The 18,660-nt window shown below is 57.6% G+C and carries 11 protein-coding genes; 6 read left to right on the top strand and 5 right to left on the bottom strand.

Features of this window, described 5'->3' with window-relative positions; all coding sequences use genetic code 11:
* Positions 1-72 precede the first annotated feature (72 nt).
* Complete coding sequence (locus IB252_RS14755; protein ID WP_192409324.1) at positions 73-1,011, bottom strand: NAD(P)-dependent oxidoreductase; 939 nt, start codon at positions 1,009-1,011, stop codon at positions 73-75.
* Positions 1,012-1,105: 94 nt separating this feature from the next.
* Positions 1,106-2,011, bottom strand: coding sequence for a transcriptional regulator GcvA (gene gcvA / locus IB252_RS14750; protein WP_192409733.1), 906 nt, complete (start codon positions 2,009-2,011; stop codon positions 1,106-1,108).
* Between the two features lie 224 nt (positions 2,012-2,235).
* Here gcvA and IB252_RS14745 point away from each other — a divergent pair, with 224 nt between their 5' ends.
* The gene (locus IB252_RS14745; RefSeq protein WP_192409323.1) at positions 2,236-3,516 is read left to right on the top strand and encodes an OprD family porin; all 1,281 of its coding nucleotides are present in this window, start codon (positions 2,236-2,238) and stop codon (positions 3,514-3,516) included.
* A 61-nt stretch (positions 3,517-3,577) separates the two neighbouring features.
* Here IB252_RS14745 and IB252_RS14740 read toward each other — a convergent pair whose 3' ends face one another.
* Positions 3,578-5,011, bottom strand: a complete 1,434-nt coding sequence (locus tag IB252_RS14740; protein ID WP_192409322.1) for an aldehyde dehydrogenase family protein — start codon at positions 5,009-5,011, stop codon at positions 3,578-3,580.
* Positions 5,012-5,312: 301 nt separating this feature from the next.
* On the opposite strand from IB252_RS14740, the gene IB252_RS14735 reads away from it, so the two are divergent.
* Positions 5,313-6,656, top strand: a complete 1,344-nt coding sequence (locus IB252_RS14735) for an MFS transporter (RefSeq protein WP_192409321.1) — start codon at positions 5,313-5,315, stop codon at positions 6,654-6,656.
* A gap of 1,368 nt (positions 6,657-8,024) precedes the next feature.
* Here the strand turns inward: IB252_RS14735 and IB252_RS14730 are convergent.
* Positions 8,025-8,657, bottom strand: coding sequence for a dTMP kinase (locus tag IB252_RS14730; protein WP_192409320.1), 633 nt, complete (start codon positions 8,655-8,657; stop codon positions 8,025-8,027).
* 307 nt (positions 8,658-8,964) lie between these two features.
* Positions 8,965-9,567: an NAD(P)H:quinone oxidoreductase gene (gene wrbA / locus IB252_RS14725; protein ID WP_192409319.1), complete on the bottom strand. Its 603-nt coding sequence runs from the start codon at positions 9,565-9,567 to the stop codon at positions 8,965-8,967.
* A gap of 930 nt (positions 9,568-10,497) precedes the next feature.
* Between wrbA and wecB the strand changes: the two genes are divergently transcribed.
* From wecB to IB252_RS14705, 4 genes are read left to right on the top strand one after another with little or no spacing between them, the layout of a single operon-like run.
* Complete coding sequence (gene wecB, locus IB252_RS14720) at positions 10,498-11,736, top strand: non-hydrolyzing UDP-N-acetylglucosamine 2-epimerase (RefSeq protein ID WP_192409732.1); 1,239 nt, start codon at positions 10,498-10,500, stop codon at positions 11,734-11,736.
* 41 nt (positions 11,737-11,777) lie between these two features.
* Positions 11,778-13,991, top strand: coding sequence for a hypothetical protein (locus IB252_RS14715; protein WP_192409318.1), 2,214 nt, complete (start codon positions 11,778-11,780; stop codon positions 13,989-13,991).
* Positions 13,992-14,003: 12 nt separating this feature from the next.
* Positions 14,004-16,118, top strand: a complete 2,115-nt coding sequence (locus IB252_RS14710) for a glycosyl transferase family protein (RefSeq protein WP_192409317.1) — start codon at positions 14,004-14,006, stop codon at positions 16,116-16,118.
* Positions 16,115-18,658 (top strand): bacteriophage N4 adsorption protein A, encoded by a 2,544-nt coding sequence (locus tag IB252_RS14705; RefSeq protein ID WP_192409316.1) that lies wholly within the window; start codon positions 16,115-16,117, stop codon positions 18,656-18,658. Before IB252_RS14710 ends, IB252_RS14705 begins: the two co-directional genes overlap by 4 nt.
* Positions 18,659-18,660: the final 2 nt, after the last annotated feature.

Raw genomic sequence — 18,660 nt, 5'->3', positions numbered from 1 at the left:
TGGTTTATTTTACGCCTTGAAACCAGTCAGCGAAGACAGCTTTCCTTCATCCAGAAAAGGAGGAGGGTGAGGCTATGATGAGGTATGCCCGTCGATGGTGGCGCCGGCCATTTTTTCGAGCACTTTGACTACGTGGGTCATGTCGCGGGCCGGGTCACCTTCGCTCATGGCCTGATCGAAGAACTGCTTGACCACTGCGCAGGTGAAGGCCGGTGTGCCGACGTTTTCCGACTCGGCGAGGAACAGCCGTATATCCTTGCGCATCAGGTCCAGGCGAAAGCCGAAATCGAATTCTCGCTGCATCACGGTACCGGCCAGTATCTGTTCGCTGCTGAAGCTGCGGGCGGTGCTTGCGTTGAGCATCTCCAGCATCTGCCCAGGTTCGAGCCCGGACTTGATACCGAACAGCAGTGCTTCGCTGGTGGCCACCAGAGTGGCACCAACGATCATGTTGTTGACCAGTTTCAAGGTCTGGCCCAGGCCTGGCGTTGTGCCGATATGTTCGACTTTTTTGCCGAAACAGGCGAACACCGGCTCGCACTGTTGGTAAGCGGTCTTGTCACCCCCGACCATCACCGACAGGGTCCCATTGACTGCGCCTGTCACGCCACCGGCCAAGGGCGCGTCCAATGCCTGGATACCGCGTTCACGCAGCGCCTGCTCCACGCGCCTGGCCATACTCGGACCGGTGGTGGAGTGGTCCACCAGGATTTTCATCTGTTCACCGTGGATGACCCCGTTGTCGCCCAGCACCACGTGCTCGACGATATCCGGGGTCGGCACGCAAATCAGTACGATCTGGGCGTGATCGGCGACTTCGCGGGGGCTGGCGTGGTTGCGCGCTCCGCGTGCGAGCAAGGGTGCCAATACTTGCGGGTTGGGATCGAAGAGGCTTAGGCCATAGCCATTGTCTAGCAGGTGGTGGGCCATTTTCTGACCCATTGCGCCCAACCCGATAAAACCGATGGTTTCGTTCGATGCAGAGTCGCAATGCTTAGGAAGATTGCTCATGGCGTGTCGACCTTATTATTGGGAAGACACCATACTAGGTGCGCCGATTTCCCTGCGACAAAGGAGTTATTGGCCTGTTTTGGTTGAAAAAAAGTCAAGCGCCTTCGCGGGTCAAACGTGCCTGTTCGAGGATCCACTCGCGAAAAACCCGCGTGTCATCGCTTTCTTCGCGGTGCTTTGGCGTGAGCAGATAATAGGTGTACACGCCCATGTCGACAATTTGCTCGAAAGGCCTGATCAGGGTGCCGTCCCGCAGTTCTTTCTCGACCAGGAACAACTGCGCCATGGCAATGCCCTGGCCACCGGCGGCAGCGGCATAGACCATCGAAGAGCTCTGATATGACATGCCGGCAAGCGCATCCACGCCTCGGCTAACACCGCATGCCTCCAGCCAGTAGCGCCAGTCCTCGGGTCTGGCGATCGAATGCAGCATGGTGTATTGCGCGATGTCGGCGGGTGTGTTCAGGCCCGGGCCGTGTTGCAAAAGCAAAGGGCTGCAGACTGGTGCAAGGCGGTTGTCGCTCAACACGTAACAATTGCAATTGGGCCATTCGCCGGAACCAAGACGGATAGCGGCATCGATGTCTTCCTTGTAAAAGTCGACCGGATCGAGCGATGCGGTCAACAACACCTCGATCTTGGGATGTTCGGCGTGAAAGCTGGCCAGCCTGGGTATCAACCATTGCATGGCAAACGTGGTGTAGGCACGCACCTTGATTTGACGACGCAAGGGCGGAGACATGAGTTTCTTCGTGGCACCCCGCAAGTCTTCGATCATCCTGGCCACCGCACGGAAATATTGTTCGCCGGAGGGGGTCAAGGTGATTTGCCGGTGCCCCCGGACAAACAGGTCGAGTCCGAGAAACTCCTCGAGCGCGCGGATCTGCCGACTGACCGCACCCGGCGTGACATTCAACTCATCGGCGGCATGGGTGATGCTCAAATGACGCGCTACGGACTCAAACGCGCGGATGGCATTCAGTGGCGGCAGTCGGTCCATGGAAGTCATCTCTTGTTGTTGGAAGTTACTGTATTGGAAAAAACGAGGACGCGGAGTGTATTTAATTGTCCGGCGCATCCCAACAATAAAGTGAACGTTTGATAAAAGCTCAAGGCAGGCGCCCGTTTTAATCGATTGTCGTCGCGGGGCTGCGATTTCTACGATCGGCGCGCACGCGCCATCTGGTCGTGTTGCGGCTTCCGACAACAATAAGAGATCCATTTATGAAGATCGCTAAAACGCGCCATCGCAAGCATTTTAACCGAGCCTCAGGACTGGCATTGTGCGGCGCAGTCAGCACTGTGCATTCGCCGGCTTATGCGGACTTCATCACCGACAGCAAAGCCAGCATGGATTTACGCAACTACTACTTCAATCGCGACTTTCGCCAATCAGGTGCGGTGCAAAGCAAGGCAGAAGAGTGGGCCCAGGGTTTTGTCCTGCGTTATGAATCCGGCTTTACGCCCGGAGCGATCGGCGTTGGCTTGGATGCATTGGGCATGCTCGGCATCAAGTTGGACTCGGGCCCATCACGGACCGGCACGGGTCTGCTCGTTACCGACCGCGATGGTCGCGCTCAGGATGAATACAGCAAGCTGGGGCTGACTGCCAAGGTACGCATGGCGCAAAGCACGCTGAAAGCCGGCACCCTGATGCCCAAACTGCCTGTGGCGATGTACAACGACACGCGTTTGTTGCCGCAGACTTTTCGTGGTGCCTGGCTCAACAGTGCCGACCTGAGCAATACGACCGTCGATCTCGGGCGATTCGACCGTATCAACCTGCGCAACTCAAGCGACAATGAGCCCATGACGGTGTTCAACGGCGCTGCACGCAATATCCGGCCAGGCCGGAAGACAAGTAGTGAGCGCTTCGATTTCGCAGGGGTGACCTATCGCTGGACGCCGGCATTGAGTACTGCCTACCACTACGGCGTTCTGGATGGCATCTACCAGCAGCATTACCTGACGTTAAACCACAAGCTGACGCTTACCGAGCGACAATCGCTCACGTCCGATATCCGCTGGGCGCGTAGCCTCGAGGAGGGCGGCAGTAACGTCGAAAACTCCGCACTTGGCGCGATGTTCACCTACAGCGCGATCGGACATTCAGTGGGACTGGGGTATCAACGTATGAGCGGCGCTACCGGTTTCGCCAACCTCAATGGCACCGATGCTTATCTGATCAACCTGGTGCAAGTCAATGATTTTGGCAATCAGGATGAGCGTTCCTGGCAGCTGCGCTACGACTACAACTTCACAGCGCTTGGCATTCCTGGCCTGACCTTCATGACCCGCTATCTGTCGGGCGACGAGGTGAGTGTGCGCAACCGGGCTCAGGCTGGAAAGGAGTGGGAACGGGACACAGAACTGGCGTACGTCATTCAGAGTGGTGCGTTGAAAAACCTTGCCGTGAAATGGAAGAACGCCAGCACACGCAGCAACTTTGCCAGCGATATCGACGAGAACAGGTTGATTCTCAGCTACTCCCTGCCGATCTGGTAAACAGTTAACGAAAAGGGCACAGCCAATGGTTGCGCCCTTTTGTTTTTTGTTTGGAAGGGATTTAAAGGCGAATGATCACAGATTTGAGCTGGGTATAGTGGGAGAGGGCGTCGATGCCTTGCTCGCGACCGTAGCCACTTTGCTTGAATCCACCACAAGGCGTCTGGACGAAACCTCCGCTGTACTCGTTGACGACAATTCGGCCTGCCTCCAGCTGCGCCGCAACCCGATGCACCCGGCCGATGTCACGGCTCCAGATGCCGGCACCGAGGCCGAATTCGCTGTCGTTGGCGATCCGTAGCGCATCGGCTTCATCCTTGAAGGGAATGACACAGACGATAGGCCCAAAAATCTCCTCGCGCGCCAGGGTCATATTGTTGGTTACACCGGTGTAGACCGTCGGTTCGATATACCAGCCGTTTTCATAGCCCGCTCGCGTGGCCACCTTGCCGCCGATTGCCGGCTTCAGCCCCTCGCGCTCGGCGATGGCGAAGTAGCTCTGGATCTTCTCGAACTGCGCGTGAGTGGTAATCGGCCCGGACGTCGAGTCATCCTCCGGTCCGACGCGCAGGGCACCCACCTCGGCAACCAGCTTGTCGACGAAGCGGTCATGGATATTCTCCTGGACCAGCAACCGCGTGCCTGCCGCGCACCATTGGCCGCTGTTCCAGGTAAATGCCTTGGTCGAGCCTTTGGCGGCCGCATCGAGGTCGGCGTCGTCGAACACGATGTTGGCAGATTTGCCGCCCAGTTCGAGGGTCAGCGGCAGGATGCGTTCGGCGGCGATGTGTCCCAATTCCTGGCCAGCGCGCAGGCCGCCAGTAAAAGAGATCTTGCGGATGTGTGGGTTATGCGCCATGGCTGGGCCGATCACGCTGCCTTTACCCACGATGACGTTGAAGACACCGGCAGGCACTCCGGCTTGCACGGCAATGCGCGCCAGTTCCACCAGCGAGGCAGAGGTGTGTTCGGAGGGTTTGGCCACCACGGTATTGCCGGTAGCGAGGGCGGGCGCGATAGCGCGCGCTGCCTGGTGGAGCGGGGCATTCCAAGGCAGGATGACGCCAATCACGCCAAAGGGATCACGGCGTGTATAGATGTGATAGTCGGGGCCTTGGTTGATCACATCCCCGTCCATGACGTTGACGATGCCACCATAAAACTCGAAGTACTGGGCGGTCAGGTCCATCAGCGCCGCCATCTCACTTCCGGGTTTGCCGGTATCGGCCTTTTCCAGCACGCCCAGCGTATTTTCGCTTTGACGGATGATGCGCCCGAATTCATTGAGGATGCGCCCTCGTTCGGCGGGGCGCATGTCGCGCCAGCTTTGCAGCGCCGAGGCTGCCGACTCGATTGCCAGCGCCACATCCTTCGGCCCGCTGCTGGCGACTTCACTGATCTTGGCACCTGTGCGCGGATCGATCTTGTCGACATACTGCCCGTCAGTCGGCGCCAGGGAACGGCCGTCGACGAAGCTGTTAACTTTTACAAACATTGTGTGTCTCCTCTGAAACTGCAGTGAGGCTCGTCTTTATTGTTTAAAACTCCATTACGAATACCTATTACATCAGCGGCCGCATATTGCTCAACTGAGTTTTGTGGCGTTGGCGGTTGAGCAAAGGTCAATCGACTTAAATACAGTCTGAAATATTGAATAGACGCCTATGCATTGAGAATTAGTCAACGATACAGGGCGTAAATCTCGATTCACTTGGAGAGGTGTAAATAGCAGTATTAATCCGTAACAAGGCCGCGACTAAAGGTCAATAATAATAGCGCCCACGGGAGCCATAGAAATGAATAACGACAATAGTTTAATGAGTGCACTGACGCCACAGCCAGCATCAGGCGCCACTGCAAACGCTCAGGGCCGACAACTAACCTATGGCGAAAAAAAGGCCATTGTCGCCGCAACGCTTGGCACCATCGTCGAATACACCGACTGGGTTATTTACGCCACGTTTTCTTCCATCCTTGCCCGCCAGTTCTTCCCGGCCGGAGATGGTCTTACCAGCTTGCTGTCGGTGTTGGCGATCTTTGCCGTCGGCTTCATTATGCGGCCTATCGGTGGTGCGGTTCTCGGCCAAGTAGCCGACCGCTACGGTCGCAAGAAAGGTTTGACGCTTTCTATTCTGCTGATGTCGCTGGCCTCGCTGGTCATCGGCCTTTGCCCCAACTATGACAGCATCGGAATTGCCGCACCGATCATTCTGGTCTTCGCGCGCCTGGTCCAGGGGTTTTCTGCTGGCGGTGAATTCGGTTCCGCTTCGGCGTTCCTCATCGAGTCGGCACCTGCACACCGCCGCGCATTCGCCGGTTCCTGGCAATGGTTCGCGATCAATGCAGGGACCATGGTCTCGTTCCTCTTGGGCTTTGGTCTGGCATCACTGGGCAGTGACGCTGCGTTAAACGACTGGGGCTGGCGCGTTGCGTTTATCATTGCCGCCCTGATGGGACTGATCGCGCTGTGGATCCGTCTGTCGGTGCGCGAGACTGAAATCTTTAAGGCACGCGCCGCGAGCAACGTCAAGAAACGACCTTTGCGTGAACTGTTTTTCAGCCACAGGAAAGATGCGATGCGGGTGATCGGCATCGCCATGGCTGGCAATTTGCTGAACTATGTATGGATGGTGAGCTATCCCTCGCAAGTCCACCTAATCACCGGTATGTCGATCCGTGACACATTGCTTGCAGGCGTGATCTCGGTAGGGGTGTCACTGGTGCTGTTGCCGTTTGCCGGGAAACTTGCTGACCGAGTCGGTCGCCGACCGGTTCTGATCGCATTCGCCGTCGCTTCGGTAATCTGGGCGTGGCCAAGTTTCGGTCTGTTGCATGTCGGCATCAGCCTGACGGAAGTGACCATCCTGCAAACCATCTCCATGGTCATCATGACAGGCTTCGGCGCAGCCTCTGCAGTAACCATGGCGGAACAATTTCCGGCTGAAGTTCGCGTGACCGGTATCGCTTTGCCGTACGCGTTGTCTGTGACGTTGTTTGGTGGAACCGCGCCATATCTCATGGCCGCGATGGCCGGTTGGGGCTATGGGCACCTGTTCTGGATTTACCTAGCGGTGATCAGCGCCATCAGTGCTATGGTCTATCTGCGCATGCCAGAAACCAAGGGACTGCCGCTGCGCTGATTATTTAGTGTTACATCGGTTTAAACCAAACGCCCGATGCACCGCATCGGGCGTTTGGTATTTCAGTGATGGATATGGAGGGTGAGGGCGGTTTTGGGTGTTGCACAATGCTTTAATGCGATTAAAGCCAATCCAAACTTAGCTCAACTAAATAGATGTTTAGTTGAGTTGGTTAATGTTCCCCATATAAAGACTGTTAAAGTGCCTCTGGCGGTTGGTAGTGCATAGACTATCCTCAATAGCACAAAATACTCGTCAGACATAACATTTCATGACGTTCTGATGAGCTCCAACCTAATCTAACAGGGTGCCATGCAATGGAAAAGCCTGTTGAAATTTGCACGTTTGAGCTCGACGTTATATTGGTAGATAAGGCGAGAAAACGCCTACCGAATCCGATGATTACGGTCGTTGTTGACAGTGAAACACAAGTGATAATAGGGGTATACATTTCGACTGGCAAACCCCGGAGTTCGAACAGCATTACGGAGCTTTGAATTTCCAGGCGCGCCAGGAGAATCAAGGGCTAACACGCAGGTTCAGTATTACTCTGTAAACTTGTTTTTTGACTTGTTAACCACCGTAGTTAACAAGTCAAAATTGTAGTTAACAATGGTACCGGACTAGCATTTTACTGAGCTTTTCTTCCAGCCAAATTCTGGCGAACTTCCAGGGTATTTGGTGGGAGGAAAGCTCCACAGGCTTCAATCGCAAGGTGGCACCACCTAACCTGCAGCATCTGCATGTAAATCAACCGGCGTTTGTCTTTACGACGCATGGCAGCCCTTGAAATCTGTGCCCAACTCCACGCTGAACGCTGCAGATTTCACACAGCGACGTGCTTGCAGGCTTGCATGTGGACCTGTGGCGTAAGCAATGCCGTAAACGAACAAGCTGTTACCAAAAAGACCTTTTATATCAAACGAACAGACGAATTCGCATACGGTGCACGATCACGCGAATCTAGGGCAATTTCACGCGATTTCTTCCGAGATCTGCGGGCTCCGACGACATGCATGCTCACGTGAGGCCGCGAAGAGCTAAAATGTCAGATGGGACTCATCGATGTAGTGCATGGGTTAAGTCCAATGTACTGAGTGGGACAGCACCGATTACTTCATATGCTGAAACCACGAAGAATCATTTTCGTGACTTCCTAGGTCCATGAATTTTCGAGAATATTTTTTTAAGATGATTTTTCTGATTTTTAAGTGACGACGACAACCGGGCTAATCTTGAAATATCTTGTTACGTGTAATGTATATTATGTTAAATCATGTATTGCTCTATAGCTGCGTATAGGTCCTGTCCGCTTTCCTCTTGGCATTACATCTCCCGCAATCGATGACAGGCACCCAGATCAAAGCGTCAGCCCGCGACCGCTGTGGCGCATCGAAGGACTCTATAGATCTCAGAAATCACCTGCATCGTTGCGTCTTCGATCGTTCCTTCATTTCGGCATAAAACCCAGTCGTGATCTGCAATCGCTTGCTCGAACGCTTGGGTACATGCGACATGTTCTTCCAGCTTATGGATCACCGTACTGCTCAACCCACGCCGTCGTGCCGCTGCCCTTGCCCATGAAATTTCAGGATTAGTGACAACCCCGACATGCAGGTCTGGCACTCGCACGTTCCGATCAATGTTCAACTGTAGAATCTCAGTAAACGGGACTATCCGGCGAAACGCGGCATCAGACGGGTACCAGCGATCGATCAGGATGATGCTGCCTGGTGGCTGTTTAGCCAGCACGTGCTGGGAAATCCAGGTACGGCTATCAGCAAAACGCTCACAAACCTCCAACTCCAAATCCCGGGTGGGATTTCTGACGAGTTTGTTAACGAGGGTCATTGTTTCCCCCCTGTAGGGATCGCTTTTTCTCTCGCAAAGTCGGATCACCTTTTTGTTGTCTGCCCTCAGTGCTTTCGTAACGGCCTCCAACAGTGTGGTTTTGCCGGCTCCCTTGGGCCCATCTAGAGAAATAAACAGCGGAGGATTCATTCTTCACATAACGATTGATATACGGTTTTTTTTGCCCGGTACGTTCGCTGAAACCGCTTGGCGCGACTATGCGAATCGAGTGGAGGGCCCTTCTGAACAGACATTGATGAACACTCTAACGTATCTTGCCGGCTGATTGCTCCACCGAACCTTCCCAGTCAGGCAAAAGGCGAATGAGTCAGTTTGACTAACGGGATTAGGAGCGGCCTCGCTAGAGCGTCGCTCCTCTGAAAACTCCGCCACGGCGTTACACAGGCCAGCGAAGCTGGACCCCTGTCCTGCAGCATGTGCCCATTGACGTGCTGCGTTAACCCGCGATCTTTTTTGCAAGCTCAGCGACGTGTTTGCCTTGGAAACGCGCAATATCCAGTTCATTTTGTGACGGTTGCCGTTTACCGTCGGCGCCTGCCAGGGTGGTCGCGCCATAGGGCGTACCGCCGGTGATCTCGCTCATGTTGGTCAGCCCTGCGCAGGTATAAGGCACACCCACGATGACCATCCCCTGATGCAGAAGTGTGCTGTGGAACGACGTAATAGTGGTTTCCTGACCACCGTGCTGGGTGCCGGTCGACGCAAAGACACTGCCGATTTTCCCGACCAGCGCGCCGCTCATCCACAGTCCGCCGGTCTGGTCGAGAAACGTGCGCATCTGTCCCGCCATATTGCCAAAGCGCGTCGGTGTACCAAAGATGATGGCATCGTAATTGCCCAGCTCGTCAGGTGTCGCCACCGGAGCCTTCTGGTCAAGTTTGACGCCAATGGCTGCTGCCTGTTGGGCCGGGATGGTTTCGGCGACACGCTTGAGCGTCACGTCGGTGCCGGGGACGGATCGTGCGCCTTCGGCCACTGCGCCAGCCATCGTTTCGAGGTGACCGTACATTGAGTAATAGAGAACCAGTACCTTCGCCATGATTTTTTCCTCGATTAAGTGCCATTCGATGGATCAGGTAGATCTTGGATTACACCGCTGCCAACGACCAACAGCGGCAGGGCTTGGTCACGAACAAAACTGCGGCTCACGCCTACCCGACTGCAGAGACTTTGACGGCATGCGGACTTAACACTAGCAGCCCCATATGCTGCCTGCCGGCAGGCTGAGATGCTTTTATTGCCCTTCCCCACCCCAGAGCAGGACCAGACTTGCTTGCGCATCCTCCGGTGGTTGGGAATACCCAATCTACCCTTGCGCCGAGGTAACCGGCATCCTCGCCCCGGCGCCACATGCGCAATCCCGGTACAAAATGCCTGCCTCAAAGATCCCCTTCTTCGAGTTATCTGCCTGACCAATATAGGCGCAGGGCTTATCAATAATTGAAGGCAGAGGAAAAGTTCATTTATTAGTCCGAAATAACACTTATTGCATCATGACAATATACAGGCGTCAGTTCAGTGACTATCATAACCCTCACGCTAGAAAGCCAGATCGCAAGCGCATTGATCGCGACCGTTATAATGAATGAATAATTCATTAAAGTTGACGAACGGGGATAAAATAAATAATAGTCATAGAAAACAATGAGTTAAATGAATAGTAATAATCAGAAAAAACCTTCTTGAAATCATGGAAAAACTAAACAAGACCGATCACAAACATAAAAGTTTCAACCGTTAATCATTAAAACTAATTGCACATATAACGCTTTGAAAGATTCGCTATCAATGCTAATAATCCGGCCGGTTCCGGGTTCTTGGGCAGCGCACCACCTCACATGAAGTGAACATCAGATCTCACGCTGATTATCCCGGTCTTTACTCAATTCAAATAACGATGGCGCGCTAAAGTTCAATAAAACTTGGGCCGTTGTTGTGCTGCGCACTAAAACTGCGCAAGGAAGACATCATCGCTCGCCATCATTCAAGGATTAAAATCCTTTCGATCTTTGGTACCCGTCCAGAAGCCATCAAGATGGCGCCTTTAGTCAAAGCCCTCGCTGCGGAACCAGGCATTCATTCGCAGATATGCATCACCGGTCAACATCAAAGCATGCTTAAGCAGGTGCTGGATCTGTTCGACCTCAAGGCCGATTACACCCTCGATGTGATGACGCCGCACCAATCGCTCAACTCGTTGACCGCGGCGCTTTACGGGGCGATTGACCCCGTGCTGGAAATGACCCGCCCGGACCGGGTGCTGGTGCACGGCGACACCACTTCGGCCATGGTTGCCTCAATGGCTGCGTTCCATCGACGCATCCCGGTTGGTCACGTCGAAGCTGGACTGCGAACCGGCGATATCTACAGCCCATGGCCGGAAGAAATGAACCGCCGCTGCATCGACCTCAGTGCGGACATGCTGTTTGCACCGACCCACGAATCACGCCAGAACCTGCTCGACGAACGTCTTCAAGGTCGCGCTTTCGTGACCGGCAATACGGTGATTGACGCTTTGCAGATGACGGCGCGGCGCATTGAGCAAGACGCTGACCTGCGGGCAAGCCTGGACCAACAGTTCTCGTTCCTGCAAGCCGGCCGCAAGGTTCTGCTGGTGACCGGGCATCGCCGGGAAAACTTCGGCGAAGGCTTCCTGGATATCTGCAAGGCCCTGAGCCATCTGGCCCGGCGCACGGATATCCAGATCGTCTATCCGGTGCACTTGAACCCCAATGTCATGGGCCCGGTCACCGAGCAGCTGGGCGATTTGCCCAACGTGCACCTGATCAAGCCGCTGGACTACCTGGCCTTCGTGCGCCTGATGCAACGTGCGCATGTGATCCTCACCGACTCCGGTGGCGTGCAGGAAGAAGCGCCGTCGTTGGGCAAACCGGTGCTGGTCATGCGCGATGTGACTGAACGCCCCGAAGCTGTCGCCGCGGGCACCGTTCGGCTGGTCGGCACCTCGCCGGACTCGATCATTGCTGGCGTCAATGCACTGTTCGATGACGACCTGCTGTGGCGCCGATGCTCCCAGGCGGCCAACCCTTACGGCGATGGCAAGGCGAGTGCGCGCATCGTCGATGCCCTGATGGGGCGCTCGGTCGATGATTTCGTCGTCACTGGGGTGCGATTGCCCAAGTTCCAGCACCACCCGTCAGGGCTAGCTGTACCCGAGAAAAGTCTCCCGGCTTTCACATCTTTATAAACCAAACCGCTCCTCCCCTTATCAGCTCGAGATCTACCTGAATGAAGTCTTCCGTTGCCATCCATACGGGCACGCTCAGCGCCCTTGCCTGTGGCGTGAGCCTGCTCGCGCTCATGCCGACTTTCGCCCTGGCCGCGGACAGCCCGCTCACCCAGGCGATCAACCGACTCAACGCCGACACGCGACAAGAGCGTGAGATCCGCTTGAGCGATCTGGGGATCGATGCACCGATCATCCTCGGCTCCACCGACGCCCGACGCGAGCTGTATCTGCCCGTGCCGGCGGGCGTGCCGCTGACGGATGCCACACTGAATTTCGACGCCAGCTACCTCAATGGCGAGGGCGGTCGCAACACGCTGCTGTTGTCGCTGGACGGTTATCCGGTGCGCGCGCAAGGGCTCAGCGAACCCCAGGGTGACGCCAGCGTCACGCTCGGCGTGGATAAGAAAGCACGCGAAAACGGCTCGTTGCGCCTCGGAGTTGCCTGGTCGTCAATCGTGTCCCGTGTGCTGTGCGAAGACGAACGCGCGATCGGCAATGTATTGCGTATCGAACCGGACACCCGCCTCAATTACAGCTACGACGCCAGCCAGTTACAGGACGTCGGCGCCGCCTGGACGGCATTGCCCGGCAAGCCGGGAATCATGGTCGCGCCGGGCACCTTGTCCGCCGACAGCTACGATGCGGCCTGGCGTCTCGGTGTCGCGCTGGAGCGGATTGGCAAGCACAGCCGCGTTCTGCCCTTCCCCGCCGTACAGGACACAGTCGACCTGACCAGCCTGCGCATCCCGGCCGAACTGCTGGCTATTCCAGCGTTCGCCAGCCTCAATGGCAAAGGCCCGCTCGTGCTGGCCAACCCGGCGCAAATCGGTGCGCTGTTGATGTTGGGGCAAACGCCGAGCGTCCAGGCGGATCTGGCAATCAACGACCCGCAACTGCTCAAAGCCGTCAACGAATCGCTGGACGCGCTGCAGAGCCAGGTTCAAGGCCTCGACGCCACAGCCGCCAAAGCCTTCACGCAATGGCGTGAGCGGCATATCAATGCAGGTCTGGCCGCCACCGGCACTGACAACGTGCGCCTGGCATTGCTGGGCACCCGCCCGGTGCTAATGATCGCGCCGCAAGCAACCGGTAAGGCGCTGGCCCTGTTCAGCACGGCCTGGAACGCACTGGCACGCAGCCGCCAATTGACCGTCAGCGAAGCACAAATGCCCTTGAGCGCCGACGGTCGTGTGGCCTTGTCGCGCCTGGGTGGTAACCCCGGCGCCATTGACGTGCTGGCCAAATCCGACTGGAGCACTTCGTTCCCTCTAGGCAGCGTGGCTTACGACGGTCGTCTGCCGGTGAAGGCGGTAGTCGATGTGTCTGCCGCACCCGGTGCCTCGGACACCGCGCCGGTGGCCTCGCTGTTTCTCAACGATTACCTGATTGGCGCGCAACAGCTCGTGGCCAACGGTGAACAGCAACGCATCGAAGCACGAATCCCTCGTTACGCCCTGGGTTCGAAGAACGTTTTGCGCGTGTCGTTCCAGCGTCAGCCGGTCAGTGATCGTTGCCTGGAAACGCCACAGGCCTTCCCGGTCTCGGTGCTGCCGACCAGCCACATCGTGTTGGATAAAACGGCCCTGGGTGATGACTTCTCCGGCATGGCCGCGCGCTTTGCCATGGACGCGCAAATTCTCGTGCCACAGGCCTACCTCGATCATCCAGCGAGCAGCTTGCCACACGTAATTTCGGTGGCTGACGCCGCTGGTATTTCGCCGCTGCGGGCGCAACTGAACGTCAGTGCCGACCCGAAAGCCTTGGTCGCACCGGACAAAGCCTTCCTCGCCTTCGAGCTGCCGGTCAAGGACAGCAAAGAGTCGGTGCAGGTCGATGAGCAGGGTCGCCTGCGCATCAATCACAAGGATCAGGTGCTGCTGGACGTGCATCCCCTCAACCACCTGGCCTCGTTGCAAGTGGTGGATGCCGGCGGCCAGCACGGTCTGGTCTATCGCGCCCTGGGCAATGACGCGCCCCGTTTTGCCAGGCAGATTCTGCTGACCCGCGGCGACGTGGCCATCCTCGGTGACAACGGTGCACTGACCACCTTCGACACTCAGGACCCAAGTGGCAGCCAACTGATCGACAACGAAGAACCCAAGGGCCTGGACGCCTGGCGCAAGCCGTCGCTGTTGTGGCTGATCCCGGGTGGAATCCTGTTGGCCCTCATCCTGTTGCTGGCCGGCCGTAACGCCCGTCGCAATCGCCAGTAACGGAACCTTCCGATGACGTCGCTTTATTGGCCCTATTGGCTGGCCCACTACTACAGCTTCCTGGAAATCTCGACCATCGTGATCGCGGTGCTGATCCTGATCTCCAGCCTGGACGATTTGTTCATTGACCTGTGGTACTGGTCTCGCCGCCTGTTTCGCAAGTTCACCGTGGATCGCAAATACCGGCCGCTGACCGCCGAGCAACTGATGGCCCGGGATGAACAGCCGTTGGCGATCATGGTCCCGGCCTGGCTGGAATATGACGTCATCGCACCGATGATCGAGAACATGGTGTCGACCCTGGATTACCAGAACTATGTGGTCTTCGTCGGCACCTACATCAATGACCAGCGCACCATCGATGAAGTGGAACGCATGCGTCGGCGCTACAAGCAGCTGCATCGCGTGGAAGTCCCGCATGCTGGGCCGACCTGCAAGGCCGACTGCCTGAACTGGGTGATCCAGGCGATCTTCCTGCACGAGAAAACCCACGGCATGACCTTCGCCGGCGTCGTATTGCACGACAGCGAGGACGTACTGCACCCGCTGGAATTGCGGTTGTTCAATTACTTGCTGCCGCGCAAGGACATGATTCAGCTGCCCGTGGTTTCGCTGGAACGCAACTGGTACGAATGGGTGGCGGGCACCTACATGGACGAATTCGCCGAATGGCATGGCAAGGACTTGGTCGTGCGTGAAAGCATGACCGACACGGTGCCGTCTGCCGGGGTTGGCACCTGTTTTTCCCACCGAGCCCTGCGAGTGCTGGCCGGGGAAACCCAGAACCAGCCGTTCAACACGGACAGCCTCACCGAGGACTATGACGTCGGCGCACGCCTGGCCAAGGTCGGCATGAACGCGATCTTCGTGCGCTTCCCGGTGCAGTTTCGCGTGCTGCGTAAATCCTGGTTTCGCAAACCTTACGAATCGACCCTGAAGATGCCGTTGTGCGTGCGGGAATTCTTTCCCGATACTTTCCGTACCGCATTCCGCCAGAAAGCCCGCTGGACGCTGGGCATCGGCCTGCAAGGCTGGGAGCAAATGGGCTGGAACGGCTCGCTGGCCAACCGTTATCTGCTGTTTCGTGACCGCAAGGGCGTGGTGACGGCGTTCGTCAGCATCATCGCCTACGTGATTCTGGTGCAGCTGCTGGGCCTGGTTATCCTGCGCCAGAGTGGCCTGTGGGATGTGAGCTTCCCGACGCCGTTTGAAACCAACGGCTTCATCAAATACCTGCTGCTGGCGAACGGTATCGCGCTGGCCTGGCGTATCGCGCACCGCTGCTATTTCACCACCGTGTTGTACGGCTGGCAGCATGGATTGCTGTCCATCCCGCGCATGGTGGTGGGCAACTTTGTCAACTTCATGGCTGCATCACGCGCCTGGCGCATGTTCATCGTCGGCAAGGTAATGAACCGCAAACTGGTGTGGGACAAAACCATGCACGACTTCCCGTCGACCGACCTGGTTGCCTTCGCACCGCGCAAGTTGGGCAGCGTGTTGCTGTCCTGGCAGGCGATCAACGAAACCGACCTGCAAAGCGCTCTTCACGAACAGAAAACCCGGCACATGCCATTGGGACGGATCTTGCTCAGCAATGGCTGGCTGGACGACGAGACACTGGCGGAAGCCATCGCCTTCCAGAACGATCTGCCGCGGGTGTTCGATGTGGCCAACAAGGCACAGGCGTCGCCCCCTACCCTGGACGATGAATTCGCTCTGCGCTGGCGCGTAGTGCCGGTCGGCTTGAATGCCGACGGCCGAGCACAACTTGCCGTGGCCAGCCCGCTGCCGGCCGAAGGTCTGCAACAAGTCAGCGAGGTACTGGGCAGCGAACCGGTGCAGCTGATTGCCCGGGAAAGCGAAATCGTCGCGCAGTTACGTCAACTGAACGTGCGCGAAGGCCAGTCCGTGCCGGATGCCCGCGCGCCACTGCTGGGTGACTTGTTGATCGAAATGGGCCTGCTGGATCGCGACGTATTCAATCGCACCATGTTGCAGTACCGCCCGCAGCGTCACGGACGCATCGGCGACTATCTGGTCGACAGCGGCGTGCTGCCCCGCGCCACCATCGAAAAGGCCGTGGCGCGTCAGCACAGCCACTACCCTGCGGAGCTTCCGGCATGAAACGCCCCTTCCTGACCCTCATGGCCACGGGGCTAAGCCTGTTACCTGGGCTTGCTCTTGCCGAGACGTTGCCGCTGCCATTGACTGGCCCGGCCTATGTCACTGCCAACGAGGCCTACAGCGCCTACGCGCGCAAAGATTACGACCTGGCCATCGCCAAGGCCCGCGAGGCCTTGCGTCAGCGGGCTGACATCACCCGTTTGAACACCTTGATTGTGCTGGCTCAGCGCGACAAGGAACTGCGTGATCATCCCAAACGCTACCCACAGTCGCGTCAGGCCCCCGGCTTCGGCGCCGCGGCCCAGGCGTTCAAGGCCTACGATCGCGATGACTTCGGCACGGCTGCCCAGGCATCACGCAAAGCCATCGCCCAAGCGCCCAAACGCATGGATTACCGATTGCTGCTGATCGAGTCCTTGCAACGCCAGCAGCACTTGCAGGAAGCGGATCAAGCCACCACCCAGGCGCTTGTGGTGTTCCCGGATGACGATACCTTGCTGATGCGTCGCGAAGCGATTCGTCGTCAATTGTCCGCTCCGCTGGCGGTTGAGGGTTATCGTGCCCTGGAGCAAGGCCAGGTGTCCCTGGCCGTGGACCAGGCCAGAAAAACCGTCGCCTGGGCTCCGGAAATCGGCGCCAATCAGCAACTGCTGATCAGTGCCCTGCTCGCGGCCAAGGATTATCCTGGGGCCGAACAGGCCGCGTCAGGCGCTTTGGCGCAAGACGATGGGGAAATCGCTCCGTGGATTCTGCGCAGCTACGCCCGTGATCGTCAGGGTAAAACCCAAGCGGCCGAGGCTGACCTGAAGCATGCCCTGGCCATCGATGGTTTGCTGGAAGCGGAAAACCGCGACATTCGCTTCTTCGCCGCCGATGCCGCACTGGCCCACGGCGAGCCTCAGCAAGCGCTCGATCATCTGCAGCCATTGGCCGACGATGAAGGCGGTGAAGTGGCCCGCCGACGCACCAATGCCCGCTTGGCGTTGCGGCAGCAAAACAACGGCGCGAACGTTATTGCCCACTTCCCTGCTCCGGCCTTGAACTGTCAGGAAACGGCTTTCGGCCTGGTCTGTGATATCTGGCCGGGCAACCAGCGTGATGGCGGAACCGACATGGCCGGCCAAGCCTACGCGGCCCTGGCCCGCAAAGACGCCGCTTCGGCGGTGGTTCTGGCCAACCAAGCCATTGTCCGCGCACCACAGAATCCGGCGTACCGCCGACTGCTGGTCAGCGCCCTGAGTGATCAGAAACGTGTGCCCGAAGCCATCGCGGCAGCCAGCGAAGGTCTCAAGTTCACGGGCGATGACGCTCGTCTGCTCGCCCAGCGCGGCCGTCTGCGTCAGCAATCGGGTGACGATGCCGGGGCGCGCAAGGACTTTACCCAGGCACTGGCACTCGCCAGCCTTCCCGCCTACGAAGAAGCCAGTCTGTATGCCGCCATCGGCCAGCGCCGAACCGCGCGCGAACGGTTGCAACAAGCGCGGGACACGGGCGAGCTGGAATCGATGAGCGACCTGCAAATCGCTTATTTGTCGGTCCAGGCCGGCGACGATGACGGTGCCCACACGTCCTTCCGCAAGGCCGATGCCGACACCCGACTCACGCCGATAGCAACGCAGGATGCGGCGTACACCGCCATGCGGGTCAATGACGACGAGCAAGCCGTCACCTACTTCAAACGAGTCATCGACGCAAAAAATGCCGGTGAACTCGACATGTCCCCGCAGCAGCTGTTCGACACCCGTCGCGCGGTGGCCGATGTGTCGCGCACCTGGGGATTGACCAACACCACCAGTTATCGCGGCAACAGTTCGAGCAGTGGCCTGAGCTCAGCCCCGAGTGGCGGCAGCAACAGCAATGACAGCCTGCAAAACAGCACCGAGCTTTCCTGGCGTCCCTTGGGCTATCGCAACGCACGTTTTGTCGAACTCTACGGACGCATCACCGACACGCTGTGGAGCAAGAACGGCGATTCGGATACCGGTTTCGATGCGCTGCAAGGCGCCGTGGGTGTCCGGATCAAACCCTTCACATCGCTGAACGTGATGGCCGCCGTCGAGCGTACATTCCCCTTGGGGTCGTCGGACGTCGACGGTGACTGGCTGGTGCGTCTGGGCTACGGCTCAAGCATCGGCACCGATCTGCGGGTGGATGCCTCCAGCTGGTGGACCTCGCAGTTGTTCGCTGAAGCCGGTCATTATGTCAACGACTCGCGTGACTACTTCAACAGCGAATGGCAGGTGGGTCGCAGCTACGCCATCGGCGGCGCAGGCTCGCGCTGGGTGAGTTTCCCCCACGTCGTGGCCGCGTTCGACTACGACTCCAAGATGAACAGCAAGACGGACACCGACGGCAGCACGGACTCATCATCGGGCAAGGCCGGCGGCGTTGGTATCGGCAACAACGTCCGATACTGGTTCCGCGAAGATGCGTACAACGCCCCCCGCTCCTATGTGGACTTTTCTTTGCAGTACCGCGTGAAGGTGCTGGGCGATGATCGCGCTGAAGGCGTGTTCGCTCGCCTCACTTATTCCTATTGAGG

Source organism: Pseudomonas sp. PDM10 (assembly GCF_014852295.1).
Taxonomy (GTDB): domain Bacteria; phylum Pseudomonadota; class Gammaproteobacteria; order Pseudomonadales; family Pseudomonadaceae; genus Aquipseudomonas.
The sequence above is the reverse complement of the archived record's forward strand: the minus strand, read 5'-3'. Positions and strand labels throughout refer to the sequence as shown.

What these genes read in the sequence shown, in the direction of transcription:
- IB252_RS14715 (WP_192409318.1), top strand. Translation starts at nt 11,778, where the DNA reads ATGAAGTCTTCCGTTGCCATCCATACGGGCACGCTCAGCGCCCTTGCC.
- wrbA (WP_192409319.1), bottom strand. Translation starts at nt 9,567, where the DNA reads ATGGCGAAGGTACTGGTTCTCTATTACTCAATGTACGGTCACCTCGAA.
- IB252_RS14735 (WP_192409321.1), top strand. Translation starts at nt 5,313, where the DNA reads ATGAATAACGACAATAGTTTAATGAGTGCACTGACGCCACAGCCAGCA.
- IB252_RS14755 (WP_192409324.1), bottom strand. Translation starts at nt 1,011, where the DNA reads ATGAGCAATCTTCCTAAGCATTGCGACTCTGCATCGAACGAAACCATC.
- gcvA (WP_192409733.1), bottom strand. Translation starts at nt 2,011, where the DNA reads ATGGACCGACTGCCGCCACTGAATGCCATCCGCGCGTTTGAGTCCGTA.
- IB252_RS14740 (WP_192409322.1), bottom strand. Translation starts at nt 5,011, where the DNA reads ATGTTTGTAAAAGTTAACAGCTTCGTCGACGGCCGTTCCCTGGCGCCG.
- IB252_RS14705 (WP_192409316.1), top strand. Translation starts at nt 16,115, where the DNA reads ATGAAACGCCCCTTCCTGACCCTCATGGCCACGGGGCTAAGCCTGTTA.
- IB252_RS14730 (WP_192409320.1), bottom strand. Translation starts at nt 8,657, where the DNA reads ATGAATCCTCCGCTGTTTATTTCTCTAGATGGGCCCAAGGGAGCCGGC.
- IB252_RS14710 (WP_192409317.1), top strand. Translation starts at nt 14,004, where the DNA reads ATGACGTCGCTTTATTGGCCCTATTGGCTGGCCCACTACTACAGCTTC.
- IB252_RS14745 (WP_192409323.1), top strand. Translation starts at nt 2,236, where the DNA reads ATGAAGATCGCTAAAACGCGCCATCGCAAGCATTTTAACCGAGCCTCA.